The following is a 19,719-nucleotide window of genomic DNA, read 5'->3' as shown; positions in this document are numbered from 1 at the left end:
AAAGAAGCTTTCCATTGGGAAAGCTTCTTTAGTCAGCATTGAAAACGCTCCTGGGATTTATGCAAAATGCCCTAGTCTGATAATTAAATGTTAGACCACAACAGTCAACAAGTAATCCTCACGCTTCACTTCAGTTTCCATTGTGTTCAATACGTCCAGGTATTGAGCGGAATTTGTTACGATAATCGGCGTAGTCGTTGTATAGCCTGCCGCCTTAATTTGTTCGATATCAAATTCGAGCAACAATTGCCCTTGCTTCACTACATCACCCTCTTTGACGCGCTTGTCAAAGAATTGTCCTTTCAGCTTCACTGTATTCACACCAACGTGAATCAGAATTTCTGCTCCGTCATTGGAAGTAATACCGATGGCATGTCCGGTTGGGAATACGGTCGTAATCGTTCCATTGACAGGAGATGTCAGCACACCCTCTGTAGGATCAATAAGGATTCCTTTCCCCATAGCACTTGAAGCAAAAGCAACATCAGAAGATTGTTCCAAAGGCAATACTTTACCTTGCAGTGGGCTTACGAGAATTTCTTTCTCGATTGTCACTTCTTTCTTTATAGGCGCAGCTTCTGTTTTTGCAGTTTCTTCTTTTGGATCATCAAAGCCCAAAATCATAACCAACACAACTGCGAGTACAAAGGCAACGAGCAAACCGATGACTACCCACAAGAATCCAGTTCCAAAATAAGTTGGCAGCGCCAGTAAACTAGGTAGGGAGAAGGATTTTGCAGTCGCTCCGCCAGAAGCGATAATAGCGCCCCCAATACCACCGGATATACAAGCATAAATGAAAGGTTTTTTCAATTTCAAAGTTACACCATAAATCGTTGGTTCAGTAATCCCGAATACAGCTGCCAGTGTAGATGAACCAGCCAAAGCCTTCATCTGGGTGTTCCGTGATTTCAGGAATACCCCCAGTGTTGCACCGGCTTGAGAAAGTACAGCTGCTGTAAGCATCGGAAGCATCGTGTCATAACCCAATGTAGCAATATTGGATAGCATGATAGGAACGAAACCCCAATGCACGCCGAAAATAACAAACACTTGCCAGAACGCTCCAGCAACAGCACCGGCGATCAATGGGCTTAAATTGTATACCCATGTAAAACCGTTCGCCAAGCCCTGACTGATCAGGTTACCGACTGGACCAAAGGCCAAAAACGTCAACGGAACAACGACCAGCAGAGACAGCATAGGTACGATAATGTTTTTAACTGATTGATGGATAAAGGAATTGAACCAGCGTTCCACATAGGACTGTACCCATACCGCGAGAATAATTGGGATTACGCTGGAACTGTATTTTATCAGAATGATTGGAATCCCGAGAAAAGCCAGTTTTGCCGGATGGTCCACCGCTGCAATAACATCCGGGTACACGAGTGCTCCAGCAACTGCGACCGATACAAAGGCATTTGTCTTAAATTTACGGGACGAAGTAATAGCTAGGAATATAGGCAAGAAATAAAATACGCTGTCCGAAGCGGCGTTCAAAATGAGATACGTACCGCTTATAGTATCAATCCAATGAAGCGACGCAATTAAGGCCATAATCCCTTTGAGCAAACCTGCTCCGGCAAGAGCACCCAAGAGAGGTGAGAAAATGCTGGAAATGATATCGACCGCTTTGCCAAGAACATTTGTTTTTTCGGAAGATTCTCCCTTTTTGGCATTAGGATTGTCTGCATCCTGCAAATTCGTTTCTGCCATCATATGCTCAAATACTTGACCTACATTGTTGCCGATGACCACTTGGAACTGGCCGCTGCTTTCCACCACTGTAATGACACCAGGTGTTGCTTCCAGTGCAGCTTTGTCTGCTTTTGTGCGATCTTTTAATTTAAATCTCAAGCGTGTAGCGCAATGGAATACGGAATTGACATTCTCTTCGCCGCCAACGAGAGTCACTATTTTTTTAGATAGTTCTTTATCACTCATATTTAGAACTCCTTATGGGTTATTCTTGCTACTGATAGGGTTTACTGTTTACATTTGTTGCTAAGATGCGCCGGCATGCATCTTTTTAACCTTGTAAACAAGAAAAACCTAAACTCGTGGTGAAAACTGCGCACTCTCTCCTATAGAGGAACGTCGATTTCACCATCAGTTTAGGTTTTGCCTGCCTTACCAGTCACAATCCATGAACGATGAGGGGTATGAAGTTATTAGTCTTATATGTTATTACGCTCAGTAACCCGATGAATATGGATAGTTAGATATACGTATTCATCCTTGCTTAAATATTGATCGTATGTTTTTTCCAGATACTCATTGATCTTTTGAGCACAAGCAAAAGCTTCGGTATACGTCTGCTTCACCTGGTTGTACAAAAATTCTTCACCACTGTGAATGACTTCTTTACGAATCACTCGCATCGCAAAATATTGCAAATGTGTCAAAAATCTCGAATAGCTAAAAGAAGACTCATCCAGCACAATCCCGTAATGGTACGTAATAATGTTCAATATATGTTGGACAATCTCGGTCATTTTCAGTGTAGATTTCATTTCGTTACCGTCAATCCGTGCATTCACCATATGCAATGCAATAAATCCCGCTTCATCTTCGCCCAATTTTACTCCGAGCGTATTTTCAATTTTTTGGAGAGCATCCAGTCCAACTGCAAATTCCTTTTTGTAAAAGCGTTTAATTTCATACAGCATCGCGTTTTGGAGTGCCAGTCCTTTTTCTTGCCGTTGTATGGCAAAATGAATATGGTCGGTCAACGTTAAATAAATATTATCGCTTAACTCCGTATCCAACACTTCTGTTGCATGGGTTACGATTTCATTCACGACCTCCAGATGAGATACAGGAATATCGTTCAGCAGCTCGGTTAGTTTGGCCGTGAACTCGTTTTCATTTAACATGAAAATCTTATCTATTTTATCATCATCGACTTGATCGCCAGCCACCTTTTTGAAGGAAATACCTCTTCCCATCACGATGACCTCTTTGCCTTTATCGTTTTTAGTCAATAGGACGTTGTTATTGAGCACCTTCTCAATAATCATTGAAGTTCCCCCTCCCATCCTTTACCAATAAAAAATGCCTAAGCACAATTCAATACTATTGTTAGCAATAGTACTGAATTGAACTCAGGCATTGCCCGCATCACCGGTCACAATCCTTCGATATAGTGCTATTGTAGCACAAAAAAAAGCGATTTCAACATTTTTTATTCTGTTTCGACAAAAAAGATTTTATATCAAGGCCCTTTTGCCTAATTTGCAAGTAAAGCGTTACCTTATGTGGTCGTACGTTCAATGAGGCTGTACTCTAGCGAATGAAGCTCCATTTGGCGTCCAATCAGCTGGGGGGAAAGCATGAAAAAGGCATTTTGTGCTTGAGCCATGATGGGATTTTGAATCGTTGTAATCCCCAACGTATGCGACAGCTCCGTGTTATCAAACCCAACAATCGCCAGATCTCCCGGTACGTTCAGCCGTTGTCTGCGTGCTTCGCAGAGAATGCCCACGGCTACATAATCGTTAGCACATAAAATAGCCTCTGGGAATTCCCCCCGATGCTGTAACAAATCCCGTACGACCTGTTCGCCATCACGGATATTATAAATTGAAGAGTGATTCCAGTGTTGCAACACTGGCAGATTGTGCTCACTCATGATCTGTTCATAGGCTCGTTGTCTGCTATGGGTATTGATGCTGCTCGGACGGCCAAAAGCATTGGCTATACGAGTATAGCCTTTTTGTATCAAATGCTTTAGTGCTAGCATGTAACCTTCATATTGATCCATTGCCACGGAGCGAATATCGGTATGCTCCATTCGTTGCCAGGCCACGATTGGGCCATATTTACAATAGGTACTCAAAAAATCAGTGTCATTCACGCAGGAAATGATGACCAGCGCGTCGACTCTTTTTCTTTTTAAATCTTCAAAAGCTTGAAGCTCTTTCTTTTTGTCTTCTCCCGAAGTATAAATAATGGTCTGGAATTCATATTGTCCGGCGATTTCTACAAAGCTGTCCAGAAAAGCAAGAACAATTTCATTAATCGTTGAAGTGATGATACCAATCTGAAGCGTCTGACCCTTGGATAGGGAAATGGCATTCCGATTAGGAACATAATCTAATTCCTGCATGATTTTCAAAATCTTAGCTCTTGTTTCATGACTGACATGGGGGGACTGATTTAATACTCTGGATACCGTAGCCTTGGAAAAGCCCGCCAGTTTTGCAATTTGATCAAGATTCGACATGGAGCTTCTCCTCACATAAGAAAAAAATACTTGACATGAAACGCGTTACAACAATTAGGATGCTTATGAGGGCATTACGTCTATTTTAAAGCATCTGTCAATGCATTTCAAAGGAGAACGGTTACCGTTAGGTATGGATTCACATTTGCAGCATTTGATGGGATTACTTAGGCCAAAGTAAAAATCTTATATACGGAAAGAGGTCTTTATACCATGACGAAGATGCTAAAAGGATTTCCGAAAAACTTCTTGTGGGGCGGGGCAACTGCAGCCAACCAATTGGAAGGTGCTTTTGACGTAGATGGAAAAGGCTTGTCCAGCGCAGACATGATTGCTTATGTACCCAAAGCGGAACGTAAGAACGATCACGCTATAGAGATTTCGTCCGAGCGACTCGAAGACATTTTGGCAGGCAAAGTCAATGCCCGTTTCCCAAAACGTGAAGGTGTGGACTTTTACCACCACTACAAAGAAGATATTGCATTGTTCGCTGAAATGGGCTTTAAAGTATTTCGTATGTCCATCCACTGGTCGCGGATTTTCCCGAATGGCTATGATCACGAGCCGAATGAAGCAGGATTGCAATTCTACGACAATGTATTTGATGAGCTGCGCAAATATAATATTGAGCCCTTGGTAACATTGTCACATTATGAAACACCGCTAGGTCTGACTCAGAAGTATAATGGCTGGCTGGGTCGTGAAGTCATACAGCATTACGTCAATTATGCCGAAACGGTGTTTACACGCTATAAGGATAAAGTAAAATACTGGCTGACCTTTAATGAAATCAATGTAATGACCATGAGTCCGTTCACCGGTGGCGGTGTGGTTATTGACCGTGTAGAAAACAAACAGCAAGCGATATATCAAGCATTGCATCATCAATTTGTAGCTAGTGCACTGGCAACCAAACGGGGACATGAGATCATCCCGGGTGCTCAGATCGGCTGTATGTTGGCACGTATAGAAAGCTATCCACATACGTGTAACCCAGCGGATATACTGAAAGCCCAGCATGAAAATCAGATGAACCTATTCTTTACGGATGTGCATGCCCGTGGGGAATATTCCAACTATATGAATCGTTATTTTGAAGAAAATAATATTGTGATCCAGACAGAACCCGGCGATGACGAAATTTTGAAAAATAATACGGTTGATTTTATCTCATTTAGCTACTACATGACCTTGACCGTATCGGCAGGTCCAGAAGGCGAGAAAGCAGCAGGAAACCTGATTGGCGGCGTGAAAAATCCGTATCTGCAATCCTCCGACTGGGGATGGCAGATCGATCCGATCGGCCTGCGTGTTACACTGAATACGTTTTATGATCGCTATCAAAAGCCTCTGTTCATCGTGGAAAATGGCTTGGGTGCATATGATAAGGTGGAAGAGGACGGCTCTGTGCATGACACGTATCGCATTGATTACTTGCGTCAGCATATTGTCCAAATGAAGGAAGCGATTGCCGACGGTGTTGATCTGATTGGTTACACCAACTGGGGCCCTATCGACCTTGTGAGCATGTCTACTTCCGAAATGTCCAAGCGCTACGGATTTATTTACGTTGATCTGGATGATGACGGTAACGGAACGCTCAAACGCTCCAAAAAAGACTCTTTTAACTGGTATAAAAATGTGATAGCAACCAATGGTGAAGAATTGTAATTTCATATCGTCTCGGGCGGGTATAGCAGAGGACATCCTAAGGATGCAATCTGCTGTACCCGCTTTTTTGATAGACATAATAATATTTCAGAGGGCTTCACAAACTTTTCACTTGTAATAAGCTGAAAGTTTTCTGTATAATGAATAAAAATTTCATATGTCTGGTTGATGTTTGCGGGAGATGGAACGAAAGTTCCGACCGAAGGGGCAAAACTCTCAGGTGCTTAGGCTGTTTACAGCCACAAGCGGGGACCGTAAACGGACAGAACTCTGGAGAGACCCTTAATTGGGCGCCGAAGGTGCACCGCAGAGAACATCTGCTTAAACTCTCAGGCAAAAGGACAGAGACGCGAATAACCTGTGACAGGGAATGCCCTAGGCTTTTTTATGAGCTATTAGAGGCAGAAACCTGCACAAGATGGTTGTATTTTTTCGTGCCTTTAACCTCTCCAGGAGTCGAATCAGCTGATTTGACTCTTTTTTGTTTTCTAATATGTTGGAGGAGCGGGTTGAAAATGAATTTGGTACATGTGTTAGAAACGATTGACAGCTGGATATGGGGAGCGCCGCTTCTTATTCTCGTGATGGGCACGGGGTTGTGGCTAACGATCCGCTTGAAGCTGCTTCAGGTTATTCGATTGCCTTTGGCGCTCAAGCTAATTGGTAAAGCGCCGGACGAAGGTAGCGGAGATGTAAGCAGCTTCGGTGCATTGAGTACGGCACTGGCAGCTACTGTAGGTACAGGAAGTATTGTTGGCGTAGCGACAGCGATCAAGCTGGGTGGGCCCGGTTCATTATTCTGGATGCTGGTTGCAGCTTTTTTCGGGATGGCAACCAAATATGCGGAAGGATTATTATCCGTTAAATACCGTGTTAAAGACCGGAACGGACAATTTTCGGGTGGTCCGATGTATTATATTGAAAATGGACTTGGCCGCCGTTTCAAGCCGCTGGCGATGTTGTTTGCCTTTTCTGGTGTTCTTGTAGCCCTATTTGGAATCGGTACTTTTCCGCAAGTAAAGGCTATCGTTTCTTCGACGGAAAGTAGCTTTGGAGTGCCAACGGTAGTTACAGCGATCATTATTTCCGTGTTAACTGCTGTTGTTACGATTGGAGGACTCAAAAGTATTGCCAAGGTATCCACAAAGATTGTTCCATTCATGTCGGGGCTCTATATCGTAGTTTGCTTAATTGTACTCATTAAGTTTGCAGGAGAGCTTCCTCATGCGATTGCTTTAGTATTACAAGGGGCCTTCTCGACCACATCTGCAACGGGTGGATTTGCCGGAGCGACGATTATGTTGGCGATGCGAAGTGGAGTTGCCAGAGGTATTTTTGCTAATGAAGCCGGTTTGGGAAGTGCGCCAATTGCAGCAGCTGCTGCTAAGACGAAATGGCCTGCAGAACAAGGGTTGATATCCATGACAGGCGTATTTATCGATACGATGATTATTTGTAATCTGACGGGATTTACGTTGCTGGTTACGGGAATATGGAGTGGAAATGACGATGGAGGTCTGATGACCCAGCATGCGTTTTCCAGTGCCTTTCCGGCTGGTGCAGAACTCGTGACGATTAGCCTTATTTTATTTGCATTCACAACGATACTGGGCTGGAATTACTACGGGGAACGTTGTGTTGAATATTTACTGGGTGTCAAATGGATTAAACCATACCGTTATTTGTTCATCGCACTTGTGGCAGGAGGTGCGTTCATCAAGTTGGAAGCCATTTGGCTGCTGGCAGATATCTTTAACGCAATGATGGCTTTCCCGAACCTGATTGCACTGCTTGGTTTGTCAGGCATTGTCGTTGCAGAAACCCGAATCTATATGGATTCTCTGAATTCTAGTAAGAAAAAGGGCATTCTTGCAGGTGCCAGTGTAGGGGCAGCTATTCAAGTAGAAGAAAAGGGACACACGGTTAATTCATAAATTCCAAAAGGGAGTGCCTTCAGCCATCACAGGCTTGAGGACACTCCCTTTTGAATGTTATAACGATGCACGCAAAATAGCTAAAATATCTTCTTGATTCAGCTTTTTATAATTACCGAAGCCTCCATATTCCATTTCACGGGCTGCAATGGTTGCAATTTTTTCCAATTGCTCATCATTAATATTGTAATCGGCCAGGGTGGAAGGGGCACCGAGACTTGTCCAGAATGCACTAAGACGGTCAATACCCTCCAAAGCGATTTCTCTATCTGTTTTATCTACGGTGTCTAAGTCAAACATGCTGAGCATCAGCCGTTTCATGCGTGCAGCATCCTGATCGACCGTATGTCTCATCCAGTTGGGGAATAGGATCGCCAGACCGCCAGCATGAGGAATATCATATACAGCAGATAATGCATGTTCAATCGTATGCGAAGCCCAGTCCCCGAAGTAGCCCATTTGCAGTGTTCCGTTAAGAGCAATCGTTCCGGCATATAAAATCGTTTCACGATGCTCGTAGTTGTGCAAATCCTCCAGCAGTTTAGGTGCAGTTTCGATCACGGTTTGCAGCACGGAAAAGCACATACGATCTTGCAACGGTGTATTTTTAACATTGTGAAAATACTGTTCAAACACATGGCTCATCATATCCACCATGCCATATACCGTCTGATCACGTGGCACAGAGAAGGTGTTTTTTGGGTCCAGAATCGAAAACTTCGGATGCGTCACCGCGCTGCCCCATACGTATTTTTCGTTCGTTTCCCAGTTGGTGATGACAGAATCCGGATTCATTTCTGAACCGGTGGCGGCGAGTGTGAGGATGGTGCCGAATGGTAGAGCCTCGGTCGGCATGTGCTTTTTGTTGATAATATCCCACACATCGCCGTCATATTTAGCCCCTGCTGCGATGGCTTTGGTGCAATCAATAACGCTTCCGCCGCCTACTGCAAGTAAGAAGTCGATGTTTTCATTTCGGCAAATGTCGATGCCCTTCTTAACGGTGGACAAGCGCGGATTCGGCTCTACGCCGGACAATTCATGAATGTTAAGATGTAGCGGCTCTAACGCGTTTAATACCTGGTCATACAGACCATTTCGCTTGGCACTTCCGCCTCCGTATATCAGTAAAATATTTTTGCCGTAATTCAGCAGCTCCTGCTGCAGTTCTTCAATTTGATTGTCTCCAAATATTAATTTGGTGGGGTTATAATATGTGAATTTGTTCATCTGGAAAGTTCCCCTCAGTTCATAGTTCATGTTCAAATCGTAAATCGCTTAACCTGATTGCCTGTTGAATACCTAACTTTACCATGTAAGCTATTTGAAATGACGATTAACTATTATACATGAAATGAATAAGGGAATTCAAATAAATCTAATCTTTGACCGCTCCGGCGGCAAGATCGGAAATAAACTGGCGGCTAATGAAAAGAAATAAAATTATAAGTGGCAGTACAGCAAGCAGGGTGCCCGCAATGACCATCGCATAATCCGTATTGTATATCCCGTTTAATTGTGACAGTGCAATCTGGAGTGTGAATTTACGCTCATCCGTTAAGACGATTAACGGCCATAAATAATCATTCCAGGCTCCTATAAAGGTAAACGCGCCGAGAAAAGCGAACGCAGGACGTAGAATAGGCAGTGCTACATTCAAGTACAGCCGAAAAAAGCTGCATCCGTCCATCCGCCCCGCATCCAGCAGCTCCTTTGGAATGGATTCTTCCGCATATTGACGAATCCAGAAAATGCCGAAGGCATTTACCATCCCCGGGATAATAAGCGCTTTGAACGTACCTACCCATCCAAAGGTGGCCATCATGACAAAGGAGGGGACAAGCGAAAGTTGTGAAGGGACCATCATTGTAGCTAGCAGAACGATAAATAGCACTTTTTTGCCCGGAAAATCAAACTTGGCGAATGCAAAACCTGCCAGTGAATCGAAAAACAGAACCAATAGGGTAACAGAACCGGCTACAAAAAGGGTATTAAAAAAGGCTCCGGCAAAATTAATCTGCTGCAATACTCTCGTTATGTTATCCAAGAAGTGGCTACCAAACCACAATTGCGGTGGAAAACGATAGATGTCTGAAGTTGTACGGGTTGCCATGACGATCAGCCAGTAAAATGGAAACATCGACAGGATGATTCCCACCAACAATCCGGCATATAAAACAAAGGATTTTGCACGTGTCTGCATCATGTTGTGAAGCTCCTTCCCATCGTTATTTTTTACCTCGAACAAGTTTCCAGTTGATGATGGAGAATAGAGCAATGATGAGGAACATGCCCCATCCGACGGCTGCACCATATCCAAAATAGTTGTTAATGAACGACTCGCGGTACAGGTATAAAACGATGGTCATGCCACTTGCCCCGGAACCGCCGTCATTACCGACCAGGACCTGTGGCTCGGTGAAGAGTTGCATACCGCCGATGGTGGACGTAATGACCGTAAACAGAATGACTGGGCGCAGCATGGGGATAGTGATGCGGAAAAAAGCTTGCGCTCCGGTTGCTCCGTCTATTTTGGCGGCCTCATACAGCACATGCGGAATACTCTGAAGTCCGGCCAGATAGATGATTGCGTTATAGCCCATCCATCTCCATACGACCATAGAAGAAATGGCAATTTGGATACCCCATGGCACATTCAGCCATTGAACCATGGGCAGTCCCAAGAGTTGCAGAAGGTAGTTGAGAAATCCGAAATTGTTGGCAAATAAGGCACCAAATATGATGGCAACAGCCACAATAGACGTCACATTGGGCAGGAAGAATCCAACTCGCCATAAGGTGCGCATTTTCACAAAAGGGGCATAAAGCAGGAAGGCAATAATCAGTGCGAAGAATAGCATTGGAATCGTTGCATACACCCAGATCACAAAGGTGTTGCCTACAGCCTGCCAAAATTCATGATCTGTTACAAGGTAGCGAAAGTTGCCCCAGCCGTTGTAGGTCATGTCTCCGATTCCGTCCCATTTGTGAAACGCCAGGTATAATGAAAAACCAATCGGAAACAGTCCAAAGATGCCAAACAGCAGATAAAACGGCGAGATCGCAGCATAAACGGCACGGTGCTTCCAGATTTCTCTCAGCATATTGTCCACACGCCTTTTTTGAATTTTGTTTTTTTATCGCTGTAATTCCCGTTCGATTCGTTCCATGGTTTCCGTCCATAATACATCGGAATTGGCATCCTGTTTGGCGACATTAGCAAGGCGACGGGTCACAATGCCGTGGATGACAGGATAGCGCTCGCCGAAATAGCTGCTTTTCACATTTTGTGCGGAGGCGGCGAAGATGAGTCCGGTGGCCTGACCTCCAAAGAAAGGCTCGGGTGTTCCCATGATAGGATCGTCAAAGACACCGGGAGTGGACGGGAACAGTCCGATTTTGTGGTAGGCTTCCAACTGGTGTTCCGGGTTTTGCAGCCAGGTCAGGACTTCAAAGGCTTCTTTGGGATGTTTGCTGGATTTGAGGATAGAAATGAAAGAACCACCCAGGTTGCCGTCTCCTCCAGGAGCACGGGCGACTCTCCATTTGCCCGCTGTATCCGGCGCGGCCTCTGTGAGAACTTGCTTCATCCAAACAGCCCCTACAAAAGAGGCAATTTTGCCGTTATTGACCGAAGCGTTCCATTCGGGAGTCCAGCCATCCGCATTGGCGAGCAGATGCTTCTTGTGGAAATCGACAGCGGTTTTCCAGCCCAGACGGATGTCAGGAGATTGATTGCCAATATAGCTGCCATCCGGCTTGAAGTAGAGGTTTGTATGCTGAGCGAGCACTTGATTGTAAACGTTTACAATATTATCGGCCAAAAACGAACGGCTTCCGAATTTCTGCTGAAGTTGTTCTCCGGCTGCCATGTAATCATCCCATGTGCGGATCGAGGCACTAACCTTTTCAGGATCACTAGGCAAGCCTGCTTGCTCAAATAGATCGCTTCGATAGAAGAGGGCAGTAGGCCCAGTATCCATGGGAAATGCAATCATTTTACCATCAGGAGTGATCCCCTGATTCCATTTCCATTCCAAATATTGATCTTTTAGGCGGTCTGCTCCGAGCTCCCTTAAATCATAAAAACGATCCGCACTTGGAAATAGCTCCACCATCCAGTCGTTCAGAGCTACGATGTCTGGTTCACCAGAACGAGCTGCGAGCGTTGTCTTCAGTTTAGCTTTGAAGTCACCACCTATTTTTTGAGTTTTTAATTCAATGTTGGGAAAGTGTTTTTCCGCTTGGGCGAGTAGTTCATCATCAATGGAACGGTTCCAATACCATAATGTAAGCGTTATCTTTTTTCCATTTGACAAATTAGTTTCAGATGATTGACTTTCAGAGAACGAGGGTCCACTACAAGCACTGAACATAGTGAGAAAAGCAAGACATAATACCAACCATTGTACTGTCTTCACATCATTTCCCTCCTTGCTGTCTGAGATAATCTGCCTGCTAAACAAGTTGTAAATGGTTTAGCTCCATCATATGAAGCTGTTACCCATTTATGTGCATTGCCTTAACCAAAAACAAAAAATTTGAAACGTTTATCCATAAAAAAAAGCACGTGCGTCTGTTATATGAAGAACGCACGTACTTAAGTTAGGGATTCAGCTCATGACATCAACCGCAGTATTTCATCTTTCAGAATTTCGGACCGAGTCCCGAAAATAACCTGCAGGGTACCGTTACCAAGCCTGATGATTCCCGACGCTCCGAGCTGCCTGAGAGCTTGATCGTTAACTGCTTTGTCGTCTTTGACGACAAGACGCAGCCGTGTGATGCAGGCATCAATGCTTAGGATATTGTCCGAACCGCCGAGATAGGTTAGTACCCTGCCTGCCTGACTGGACGGAGTGTCGGATGTAGCGTTTGCTTTTTTATTGGGTACAGATTCGTTAGCCTCAGACAGGAGACTGTCTTCTCCATCATCTTCACGCCCAGGAGTTTTTAGGTTGAATTTGAGAATGATAAATCGGAACAGAAAGTAATAGATGAGGGCGAAGACAAGCCCGACCGGGATCATTCGCAATGGGTGAGTGGAGAGCTTCATATTGACCAAATAGTCAATGAGTCCTGCTGAAAAGGAAAAGCCCAGTTTGACATCCAATAGGTATACGACCAGGCCGCTCAGGCCTGTCAGCAGAGCATGAACGCCGTAAAGCAATGGTGCAATGAACATAAACGAAAATTCGAGGGGCTCGGTAATTCCGGTCAGGAACGATGCCAGCGCAGAACCGATGAAAATGGAAGCGACGGCTTTACGTTTTTCCGGTTTAGCCGTATGGATGAATGCGAGAGCGGCTGCCGGGAGAGCAAACATCATAATAGGGAAGAAACCGGACATGAATAGACCAGCTGATTTATCGCCTGCAAAGAAACGGGTCAGGTCACCATGAACAACTTCGCCAGCTGCATTCGTGTAGTTACCAATCTGAAACCACGCGATTGAGTTTAGTACATGATGCAAACCGAGCGGGATCAGCAGCCGATTGGCAATCATGAATACCATTGATCCGATTCCGCCAAACCCGACAATCCAGTTGCCGAAGGCTGCAATCCCATCTTGTACCGGACTCCAGATCATTCCGAGCAGAATGGCCAGAATCATGGTCGTGAAGGCGGTAATCATGGGGACAAAACGTTTGCCTGAGAAGAAGCCAAGCCAATCCGGGAGCTGAATATTATGATATTTTTTAAACAGAAAAGCAGACCATCCACCGATAAAAATACCACCCAATACGCCCATGTCCAGCTTGACGTCGTCTGGAATATATGCAAATATACCCGGCACTGCCGCCAAAATACGGGTCAACACCATATAGGCAATGACTGCCGATAATGCGGCTACTGCGTCGCCTGCCAGACCAATGGCAACACCAATGGAGAAAATGAGCGCAAGGTTACCGAAGATAGCCCCCGCCCCCTCGTTCAGAAAAGGAGTGACATAATGATTCAGAAATCCGCCAACTACGGGACCAAACGGTATATCCGTTTCATAATTAATCAGAGCTAATCCTTGCAAAATCCCTGCGGCGGGTAGAGTAGCTACTGGAAGCATTAACGACTTGCCGATTTTTTGCAGAAATTTCAGCATAACATTCTTCCCTTCTTCATCGAGTTTGGGAGTGTCGTATTCATCCTGAAATCCTTACTTGTGCCCATTTTTTTACATCATAAATCGGGGGATCTAACATGGTCAACGATTATTTTAAGCTATGAAATGACGTAAATCCGCAGTTGACATCGCTTACATGCTTATATAGTATCAAATTTAAGTTAATAATCGTGACGGAGACAAGAGAGCCACGCAGACATCCCATGGTACAGCACAGGGTTGATTTGTGATGGCTTTTCTTTTTTTTGTGCGATGAAAGCGATCAAAATCGGGTGATCTATTGAGGAGGTAGGTTGTATGTCGCCATACGCAGCCGAATTCATAGGGACAATGATTCTTATTGCCCTAGGTGGCGGAGTGTGCGCAGGGGTGTCCCTGAAAAAGTCATTTGCCCACGCTTCCGGCTGGATTGTGGTCGGAATGGGTTGGGGGCTTGCGGTAGCTATTGCGGTGTATGCAGTGGGTCAAATCAGCGGAGCGCATTTGAATCCGGCAGTTACACTCGCGTTGGCATTTCAGGGTAGTTTTCCATGGCAAGATGTATCCGGCTATATTGTGGCTCAGCTTCTTGGGGCCATGGCGGGTGCGATCATCGTCGTTTTGCATTATTGGCCCCACTGGAAAGAGACGGAGGACACAGCAGCCAAACTCAGTGTATTCGCGACAGGACCAGCTATTGATCATCCGTTTGCCAACGTGCTTAGTGAAATGATAGGTACTTTCATCTTTGTTCTTGCTTTACTGTCGTTTGGCGCCAATTCATTTACAGACGGCCTGAAACCGCTGATTGTTGGTTTTTTAGTTGTCAGTATCGGTTTATCCCTTGGAGGCACAACGGGCTATGCCATCAATCCAGCGAGGGATTTTGGGCCGCGTCTGATGCATTATTTACTACCGATTCCCGGTAAGGGAGCATCCAACTGGAAATATGCCTGGGTGCCCATTGTAGGGCCTCTGTTGGGTGGATCTTTCGCAGGGCTGTTTTATCAGGCTGTTTTTAAGGGGAGTGTGACTCCGGCTTTCTGGATTTTACTAGGGATCATCGTGATTGTACTCTTGATTACCTTCCGTATGAGTCGTACTTATAAAAATCATAAAACGGATCACAAACTTACAGCGTAAAAACGATGGATTTACACGGGGAGAGATGAACAATGGGAAAATATATTTTGTCACTAGATCAGGGAACGACAAGCTCAAGAGCGATTTTGTTCAATAGCGAGGGAGATGTAGTGTACTCGGCTCAGCGAGAATTTCCGCAATATTTTCCTCATCCCGGCTGGGTAGAGCAGAATGCGAATGAAATCTGGAGCTCTATTCTCGGAGTCATTGCCTCCTGTCTTTCCGAATCCGGTGTAAAAGCAAATCAAGTGGCTGCCATCGGCATTACCAATCAGCGAGAATCGGTGGCTGTGTGGGACAAAAATACAGGAGTGCCCGTATATAATGTACTCGTATGGCAATCACGCCAAACCTCGGACATCTGTGAAGAATTGAAGCGACAAGGGCACGAGGAACTGTTTCACAGCAAAACAGGGCTGCTGATCGACCCGTATTTTTCAGGCACTAAAGTAAAGTGGATACTGGACCATGTAGAGGGCGCGCGGGAAAAGGCGGAACGAGGTGACCTGTTATTCGGTACGATTGACTCGTGGCTGATCTGGAAACTATCCGGCGGAAAGGCACATGTGACGGACTACTCGAATGCAGCCAGGACGCTCATGTACAACATTTATGAGCTAAAGTGGGACGAAGAGCTGCTGGACATTCTGGGTGTTCCGAAAATCATGCTGCCTGAGGTAAGACCTTCTTCTGAGGTATATGCGCACACCGTGGATTATCATTTCTTCGGTCAGAATGTACCGATCGCCGGTGCAGCAGGTGACCAGCAAGCAGCCTTGTTCGGTCAGGCATGTTACGAAAAAGGGATGATCAAAAATACTTACGGCACAGGCTGCTTTATGCTAATGAATACGGGGGATCAGCCTGTTGAATCTAAACACGGCCTGATTACGACCATCGCTTGGGGACTGGAGGAAGGCAAAGTGCAATACGCACTCGAGGGGAGTGTGTTTGTAGCGGGGTCGGCGATCCAGTGGCTGCGAGACGGGCTGCGTATGTTCCGTGAAGCGAAGGACAGTGAGCCTTATGCCGCTCGTGTTTCGTCTACGGAAGGAGTGTATCTTGTCCCCGCTTTTGTCGGACTGGGGAGCCCCTACTGGGATAGCGAGGTGCGCGGAGCGATGTTCGGCCTAACACGAGGGACCACGAAGGAGCATTTTATCCGCGCCACATTGGAGTCACTCGCTTATCAGACCAAAGATGTGCTTACAGCCATGGAGATCGATTCAGGTATTGCGGTGAAGACGCTGCGGGTGGATGGAGGAGCTGTATTGAACAATTTTCTGATGCAATTCCAGAGCGATATTTTAGATGCAACGGTGGAGCGGCCAGTGATCCATGAGACGACGGCACTGGGGGCTGCATGTCTGGCAGGTTTGGCTATTGGATATTGGAAGAGTACGGATGAACTTCGTAAGCGGGTGAGGGTGGAAACCTCTTTTGCCCCGAATATGGATGAATCAAGACGTGCAGGCTTGTATGAAGGCTGGAAAAAGGCTGTGAATGCGATGATGGCCTACAAGTAAATGATTAAGCGCTGGGTCTCTGAATATTAAACTGCAAAAAGATGACTTCTGAGTCTTATCAGGAGTCATCTTTTTTAAGGCATGAGCTAACCTTTGACCTTCGTATGGTTCCAATGTTGGCCGGCTCCGCAGGAACTACGAATGACCAGTTCCGGCTCGACTTTAATACATTTGGTATCCATTTGTTTATTCATCAGGTCAAACAGCACCATAGCAGCTAGACGGCTTATTTTTTGCTTGTCTTGTTTTACAGTCGTCAGTGGAGGTTCGGTATAACGACAGGCTTCTATATCATCACATCCCACTACAGCAATATCCTCGGGTACCCTCAAGCCGCTTTCCTTGAAAGCACGTATGGCACCAAAGGCAAGCAGGTCGGTCGCCGCAAAAATAGCTTTTGGTAAATTTCCTTGCTGTATCCACGCTTTCGCGACCTGGTATCCATCTTCTGCCGCGTAGTCCTTACCATACACGACCCATTCAGGTCTAACATCAAGACTAAACCGTTTTAGTGAAGCAATAAAGGCCTCCTCTCTCTCTTTAATAACCAAGGAGGGGCGTTCAATGCCTATAAACCCCATGTCGCGGTATCCATTCATGTAAAAGTGCTCAACAACCTTCATTGAAATCTTCTGATTGTCGGACATAATGTAGCAAGAACTGGCTCCGGTTAGTTCAATATCGACACCGATACAGGGGATAGGGCTGGCATCGAGATCAAAAACACTCTTCTCCACTTCATCTCCAGCGATAATAATGCACCCGTCCACTGAAAAATATTTCGAGCGTGCCAAATAGTCCTCTCCATTATCCAGAAATTTCTCATTTGAAAAAAACAGCAGATCGTAACCGAGCAAGCCAATCTGTTTTTTGAAGACATTAATGATATCTACAAAAAAAGGATGACTAAAATCAACATTCAGCTTACCAGCAAATATAACGCCTACCAGATTAGATTTTTTGGTAGCAAGCGTTTTAGCCGAGGAGGAGGGTCTATAGCCTGTTTCCTCCATGATTTTAAGTACCCGCTGCCGGGTTTCCTCACTGATGTCTGTGTAATTGTTAATGATTTTCGAAACCGTTGCTACTGAAACGCCTGCCATGCTAGCTATTGTTTTTATATTCATGGAATCCTCCGCAACTAAACTGATTTAGTTAAATTGACTTTGTTTTTCAAAATTAATGATTACTCGTATTCTATGCTACCTCATAGAAGTGAGTCAACCGTGCTAATAAAGGATGGTTCCTAATATTTTAAGGAGTAATAACGGTGATTTGTATTTTATTTGATAATTTACAAATCTCTATTTACAAATACAGGCTATCCGATACATAATAGTAGCTGTAATTAACTAAACCGCTTTCGTAAAGGTAAGTGCATTTATTCTAAGATAGCCGGAGCTGTGAAGTCTTGATTCCTGAAAGGATGATACCAAGTATGAATGAGAATACCTATACATTCCCCACCACGTTTATGTGGGGAACTTCGACCTCTTCTTATCAAATTGAAGGTGGCGTGGATGAGGAAGGAAGAACGCCTTCTATTTGGGATACTTTCTGTCAAGTACCCGGGAAGGTGATCGGAGGGGACTGCGGAGATGTGGCTTGTGACCATTTTCACCGCTTTAAGGAAGACGTGCAATTAATGAAGCAACTTGGCTTTTTACATTACCGTTTTTCCGTGGCCTGGCCGCGCATTATTCCCGCACCTGGCGTGGTTAACGAACAGGGGCTACTCTTCTATGAGCGTCTGCTGGATGAGATTGAGTCGGCTGGGCTAATTCCAATGCTGACGCTGTATCATTGGGATCTGCCGCAATGGATTGAGGACGAGGGTGGCTGGACGCAGCGAGAGACTATCCAACATTTTAAAACGTATGCCTCTGTAATCATGGATCGATTTGGACAGCGTATAAGCTGGTGGAATACGATAAATGAGCCCTACTGCGCCTCTATTTTGGGCTATGGCACAGGCGAGCATGCCCCCGGCCATGAGAACTGGAGGGAAGCTCTTGCTGCCGCTCATCATATTCTGATGTGTCACGGGATAGCCATGAACTTACACAAGGAAAAGGGCCTGACGGGCAATATCGGTATTACGCTGAACATGGAGCATGTCGATGCAGGCTCTGAACACTCCGAGGATGTAGCCGCTGCTGTCCGGCGGGATGGCTTTATTAATCGTTGGTTTGCCGAGCCATTGTTTAACGGGAAATACCCTGAGGATATGGTGGAATGGTACGGGGAGCATTTGAACGGATTGGATTTTGTACAGCCTGGTGATATGGAGCTGATTCAGCAGCCAGGGGATTTTTTGGGCATCAACTACTACGCCCGCAGTATCATTCGAGCGACTACAGACGCTTCGTTGCTTCAGGTCGAGCAGATTTCCATAGAGGAACCGGTAACGGATATGGGATGGGAGATTCACCCTGAATCCTTTTATAAGCTGCTGACACGGATTGAGAAGGATTTTACCAGAGGATTACCCATCCTGATTACAGAAAACGGAGCAGCGATGAAGGACGAACTGGTGAATGGAAAGATTGAAGACATTGGGCGTCAGCATTACATTGAGGAACATTTAAAGGCATGCCATCGCTTTATTGGGGAGGGAGGTCAGCTTAAGGGCTATTTTGTATGGTCATTCCTCGATAACTTCGAATGGGCCTGGGGATACAGCAAACGTTTTGGTATTATACACATCAATTACGATACGCAGGAACGGACACCCAAACAAAGTGCGCTGTGGTTCAAGCAAATGATGGCGAATAACGGGTTTTAAAAAGAAAAGGGGTGCACGATGCAGCAGTATTATTTTGACGATCAAGGACGTTTTGTGATTGAGAATTTTGCGCAGGCCAAGCCCTTTTCCAGTTTTCTACCCGGTATTGCTGGTGTTCAGGGAATTCCTCTGTGGGCGTATTATGTTAATCGTGGACAAGGAATTGCGAGCTTTGGTGTGGAGGATAAGAATGGAGCTATCATGGAGTTTTTTCCGGCCAACCGAACAGCTCCTTTATTGCTAGCAGTGCTAATCCTGATGCAAGTTTGCATGGAACGGGATATATCGCGAGGCTGAGCGGATCTACGGCAGAATTTATTCATATGTGGATA

The 19,719-nt window shown here is 45.3% G+C and carries 15 protein-coding genes and 2 riboswitches; of the genes, 6 read left to right on the top strand and 9 right to left on the bottom strand.

The window, feature by feature from the left end:
- Nucleotides 1–90: 90 nt before the first annotated feature.
- The 3 genes from NSQ57_RS19040 to NSQ57_RS19030 all read right to left on the bottom strand — a co-directional run bounded on the left by NSQ57_RS19040 (nt 91) and on the right by NSQ57_RS19030 (nt 4,228).
- The gene (locus NSQ57_RS19040; protein ID WP_342425161.1) at nt 91–1,947 is read right to left on the bottom strand and encodes a beta-glucoside-specific PTS transporter subunit IIABC; all 1,857 of its coding nucleotides are present in this window, start codon (nt 1,945–1,947) and stop codon (nt 91–93) included.
- Nucleotides 1,948–2,180: 233 nt separating this feature from the next.
- Nucleotides 2,181–3,023 (bottom strand): PRD domain-containing protein, encoded by an 843-nt coding sequence (locus tag NSQ57_RS19035; protein ID WP_023990001.1) that lies wholly within the window; start codon nt 3,021–3,023, stop codon nt 2,181–2,183.
- Nucleotides 3,024–3,256: 233 nt separating this feature from the next.
- On the bottom strand, nt 3,257–4,228 hold the full coding sequence (locus NSQ57_RS19030) for a LacI family DNA-binding transcriptional regulator (protein ID WP_029518387.1): 972 nt from the start codon (nt 4,226–4,228) through the stop codon (nt 3,257–3,259).
- Nucleotides 4,229–4,441: 213 nt separating this feature from the next.
- On the opposite strand from NSQ57_RS19030, the gene NSQ57_RS19025 reads away from it, so the two are divergent.
- Nucleotides 4,442–5,899, top strand: coding sequence for a glycoside hydrolase family 1 protein (locus NSQ57_RS19025; RefSeq protein WP_069011251.1), 1,458 nt, complete (start codon nt 4,442–4,444; stop codon nt 5,897–5,899).
- A 165-nt stretch (nt 5,900–6,064) separates the two neighbouring features.
- Nucleotides 6,065–6,141, top strand: a riboswitch (glycine riboswitch).
- Nucleotides 6,142–6,159: 18 nt separating this feature from the next.
- Nucleotides 6,160–6,254: riboswitch (glycine riboswitch) on the top strand.
- Between the two features lie 160 nt (nt 6,255–6,414).
- Complete coding sequence (locus NSQ57_RS19020; RefSeq protein WP_340956598.1) at nt 6,415–7,833, top strand: sodium:alanine symporter family protein; 1,419 nt, start codon at nt 6,415–6,417, stop codon at nt 7,831–7,833.
- Nucleotides 7,834–7,890: 57 nt separating this feature from the next.
- Here the strand turns inward: NSQ57_RS19020 and NSQ57_RS19015 are convergent, their stop codons facing one another.
- From NSQ57_RS19015 to NSQ57_RS18995, 5 genes are all read right to left on the bottom strand, one after another.
- Nucleotides 7,891–9,063: an iron-containing alcohol dehydrogenase gene (locus tag NSQ57_RS19015; RefSeq protein WP_340956596.1), complete on the bottom strand. Its 1,173-nt coding sequence runs from the start codon at nt 9,061–9,063 to the stop codon at nt 7,891–7,893.
- 148 nt (nt 9,064–9,211) lie between these two features.
- Nucleotides 9,212–10,039: a carbohydrate ABC transporter permease gene (locus NSQ57_RS19010; protein ID WP_250240135.1), complete on the bottom strand. Its 828-nt coding sequence runs from the start codon at nt 10,037–10,039 to the stop codon at nt 9,212–9,214.
- Between the two features lie 22 nt (nt 10,040–10,061).
- Nucleotides 10,062–10,937, bottom strand: a complete 876-nt coding sequence (locus tag NSQ57_RS19005; RefSeq protein WP_340956590.1) for a sugar ABC transporter permease — start codon at nt 10,935–10,937, stop codon at nt 10,062–10,064.
- A gap of 33 nt (nt 10,938–10,970) precedes the next feature.
- Nucleotides 10,971–12,254 carry an extracellular solute-binding protein gene (locus tag NSQ57_RS19000; RefSeq protein WP_342425160.1) on the bottom strand — a complete coding sequence of 428 codons (1,284 nt, stop codon included), beginning with the start codon at nt 12,252–12,254 and terminating at the stop codon, nt 10,971–10,973.
- Between the two features lie 197 nt (nt 12,255–12,451).
- Complete coding sequence (locus tag NSQ57_RS18995; protein WP_029518394.1) at nt 12,452–13,933, bottom strand: PTS transporter subunit EIIC; 1,482 nt, start codon at nt 13,931–13,933, stop codon at nt 12,452–12,454.
- Between the two features lie 318 nt (nt 13,934–14,251).
- Between NSQ57_RS18995 and NSQ57_RS18990 the strand changes: the two genes are divergently transcribed.
- Both NSQ57_RS18990 and glpK read left to right on the top strand, forming a co-directional pair.
- A complete protein-coding gene (locus NSQ57_RS18990) occupies nt 14,252–15,076 on the top strand; it encodes an MIP/aquaporin family protein (protein ID WP_069011256.1) in 825 nt (274 codons plus the stop codon).
- A 32-nt stretch (nt 15,077–15,108) separates the two neighbouring features.
- Nucleotides 15,109–16,602, top strand: coding sequence for a glycerol kinase GlpK (gene glpK / locus NSQ57_RS18985; RefSeq protein WP_342425159.1), 1,494 nt, complete (start codon nt 15,109–15,111; stop codon nt 16,600–16,602).
- Between the two features lie 86 nt (nt 16,603–16,688).
- Here the strand turns inward: glpK and NSQ57_RS18980 are convergent, their stop codons facing one another.
- Nucleotides 16,689–17,729 (bottom strand): LacI family DNA-binding transcriptional regulator, encoded by a 1,041-nt coding sequence (locus NSQ57_RS18980; RefSeq protein WP_342425158.1) that lies wholly within the window; start codon nt 17,727–17,729, stop codon nt 16,689–16,691.
- A gap of 311 nt (nt 17,730–18,040) precedes the next feature.
- On the opposite strand from NSQ57_RS18980, the gene NSQ57_RS18975 reads away from it, so the two are divergent.
- Entirely contained in the window at nt 18,041–19,387 is a 1,347-nt protein-coding gene (locus NSQ57_RS18975) for a GH1 family beta-glucosidase (protein ID WP_342425157.1), read from the top strand.
- A gap of 18 nt (nt 19,388–19,405) precedes the next feature.
- Nucleotides 19,406–19,684 carry a hypothetical protein gene (locus NSQ57_RS18970; RefSeq protein WP_029518399.1) on the top strand — a complete coding sequence of 93 codons (279 nt, stop codon included), beginning with the start codon at nt 19,406–19,408 and terminating at the stop codon, nt 19,682–19,684.
- Nucleotides 19,685–19,719: the final 35 nt, after the last annotated feature.

Origin of the sequence: Paenibacillus sp. FSL L8-0502, from assembly GCF_038593055.1 — a bacterium.
Classification (GTDB): domain Bacteria; phylum Bacillota; class Bacilli; order Paenibacillales; family Paenibacillaceae; genus Paenibacillus; species Paenibacillus polymyxa_D.
The sequence above is the reverse complement of the archived record's forward strand: the minus strand, read 5'-3'. Positions and strand labels throughout refer to the sequence as shown.